The 2,757-nt window shown below is 44.7% G+C and carries 4 protein-coding genes; all 4 read left to right on the top strand.

The annotated features are described in order from the left end of the window. A partial coding sequence (locus Q0369_RS01025; RefSeq protein ID WP_298094770.1) for a DJ-1/PfpI family protein occupies positions 1-347 on the top strand: 347 nt, incomplete at its 5' end. A 79-nt stretch (positions 348-426) separates the two neighbouring features. Beyond that, positions 427-1,038 (top strand): hypothetical protein, encoded by a 612-nt coding sequence (locus Q0369_RS01020; protein ID WP_298054035.1) that lies wholly within the window; start codon positions 427-429, stop codon positions 1,036-1,038. A gap of 535 nt (positions 1,039-1,573) precedes the next feature. Next, entirely contained in the window at positions 1,574-2,269 is a 696-nt protein-coding gene (gene ung / locus Q0369_RS01015; RefSeq protein ID WP_298094767.1) for a uracil-DNA glycosylase, read from the top strand. A 170-nt stretch (positions 2,270-2,439) separates the two neighbouring features. Continuing rightward, the coding region (locus Q0369_RS01010) for a transporter substrate-binding domain-containing protein (protein WP_298094765.1) at positions 2,440-2,757 on the top strand (318 nt) is incomplete at its 3' end.

The raw sequence follows: 2,757 nt of genomic DNA, 5'->3' as shown, positions 1-2,757 counted from the left end.
GCTTCATCTCGTGGCTCGCGACCGCGCGCGATGCGAAGTATAAGTTTAGCGTTTGCACCGGTTCGCTGCTTCTGGGCGCGGCGGGGTTTTTGCGAGGTAGGCGCGCGACCACGCATCCGTTTTGCTACGATCTGCTGGCGCCTTACTGCGCGGACGTGGTGCACGAGCGGCTAGTGCGCGAAAGCCTGCCAGAAGGAGGCGAGATCATCACCGCAGGCGGCGTAAGCAGCTCCATAGAGCTTGGTCTTTGCGTGATCGAGAAATTTGCAGGCGCCTCTGCGCGAGAGGCCGCCGCCGCGGCGATGGATTATCCGTATTACGGCCTTAGAGGCAAGCTTGCGAGATGAAATTTTAAAGCTGCTAAGATCGGCGGTGCGGTTTATAAATACCGCAGTAAATTTTAAAATAGAGAGGAGGTAAATCTTAATGCAAGCAGTAAAGATATTAAAAACATTGTGGAAAGCCATCAAGATTGTAATACTCGCAGCATTGATATTACCGTTTGCGGCATTGATATTGTTTGTTTTATTTATAGCCTTTCTATTTTCACCCCTTAATACGGATTTTTCATATATAGAAAATAAAAATTTGGCTAAATTTGAAGCCTTAACAAATACGAAGGGAGAAACTTTGCTCATTTATCGCAAAAAAAGTCCTCCTTTATCGTGTAGTGAAAAAATACAGACTTGCATCTGTTACGCGCATTTTATAAAGGCGGATAAGCCCTTTACTTTGACGCAACAAAAAATGTTGCAAGAGGGCTACGAGTTTGTTTCCGAGTCCGACTGTATAGCTGAAACTACAAATTTGCATGAATTTAAACTATCGTGGGCGATGCCGTCCTATCATTATGCTGGCAGTCGGGAGTATTTGATATATGGTTCAATCAAAAATTTAAATATAACGGCAATAGTGAACGATAAAAGGCGAATATGGCACAAAAAAGAGCACGAATCGGGACAACCGAGCGATTATGATCACGAGGTTATTTTTTATCCGGAACTTAATATAATTCAAATAAATAAAATGGGGTATTAATAGTGTGCGCTAAATTTACTTACGACCGATTTAATATAACGTTGCGAACTAAATTTAAAAGCCTTTAGGATAAAATTTAAAGATTTGAAAGATTGGACTTTAGTCTTACGGACGTTTATCGAAGTAGATAAAATAACGATATAATGGGTTTTACATAAAATAGGAGATCACAAAGACAGCATGAAACCGGCTCAAATTTTATCGCTGCTTTCGCATATAGCTTTCGGGTCGCTTATAGGTTAAAATTCAGAGAAAACAACCCGTGGGAGTTCGCAATAGCGCTTTTTGCCTACGCGATTTTGTTTGCTTTTTATCCGCAGCCTGCTTAACGATAATAAAAAGACGATCGCCCTGCTGCTGTTTATGGCGCTTTTAATCGTGATCGTGTAGCTGCGCCTATAGATCGGTGGGATCGATTGGCGGCGAGAGAGCGCGGGCGATTTGCCTTTGATTGCAGTGGCGCGTGCGAGCGAGACTATTTTTAAAATTTATTGTAAAATTAGGGCGTTAATTCATTAAAGCTTAAAGGGCTAGCATGCAGATAAATTTAGACGACGTGAGGATTGAGAGCGGCTGGAAAGAGGCGCTGAGGGAGGAATTTTTAAGCGAGTATTTTGCGAAGATCAAAGAAAATCTGCTCGCCGCAAAGGCGCGCGAGATCGTCTATCCGCCGGGAAATTTGATCTTTAATGCCTTTAATCTCACTCCGTTTGAGCGGGTGCGCGCGGTGATTTTGGGGCAGGATCCCTACCACGGCGCACATCAAGCGATGGGGCTTAGCTTTTCAGTGCCGCGCGGCGTACGAATTCCGCCCAGCCTCGTAAATATCTACAAAGAGATTAAAAGCGATCTGGGTATCAGCGAGCCTGCTAGCGGTGATCTGAGCTACTGGGCGAAGCAGGGCGTGCTGCTACTTAATGCGAGCCTTAGTGTGGGCGCGAACCGCGCGAACTCGCACAGCGGCTTCGGCTGGCAAGCTTTCACCGACGCCGTGATTAAAATTTTAAGCGCGAAGCGGCAAAATTTAGTCTTTATGCTGTGGGGAAATTTTGCCAAAGCAAAATCTGCGCTGATAGATGCGCAGAGGCATCTCATTTTAACCGCCGCTCATCCCAGTCCGCTTGCAGGAGGAGCGTTTTTCGGCTGCAAGCATTTTAGCAGATGCAACGAATATCTGCGCGCGCACGGTCTAGGAGAGATCGATTGGGATCTGAATCACGGCGCAAATTAAATGTATTTTAAATGAAATTTGCGTAAAATGCGCCGCAAAATTTCAAAGTAAAGAAATTTTAAAAAATGTCGAAAGGAGAAGTGAGCGAATAATATACGACCGGCTTAAGAGGGCTTGCCGAAGCGACGCAGATGCGTGGCTAGGCTAATCATTGTAATTAAAGGAACGATATGAAAAAGATAATTTTGGGAATTTTATTGCTATTTACAAGTAGTGTAGTGGCAAATACCCTATCTGAGATTAGGCAATCGGGCAGTGTGCGCGTAGGCGTATTTGAGGCGCAACCGCCTTTTAGTAAATTTGAAGACGGCAAATTTCAAGGATTTGAGGTGACCCTAGCCGAGGCGCTATCAAAAGATATATTCGGTGGCAAGGCGGGCAAGGTAGAATTCGTACCCGTAAAGGCTAGTGAGCGTTTAAAAACGTTGGAAGAAAATAAAGTAGATATGGTGCTTGCGACCTTTACGATCACAAATGAGCGTAAGCAG

This window comes from uncultured Campylobacter sp. (genome assembly GCF_938030685.1).
Lineage (GTDB): Bacteria > Campylobacterota > Campylobacteria > Campylobacterales > Campylobacteraceae > Campylobacter_B.
Note: the sequence above shows the minus strand (reverse complement) of the source record. Positions and strands in the feature narration are given on the sequence as shown.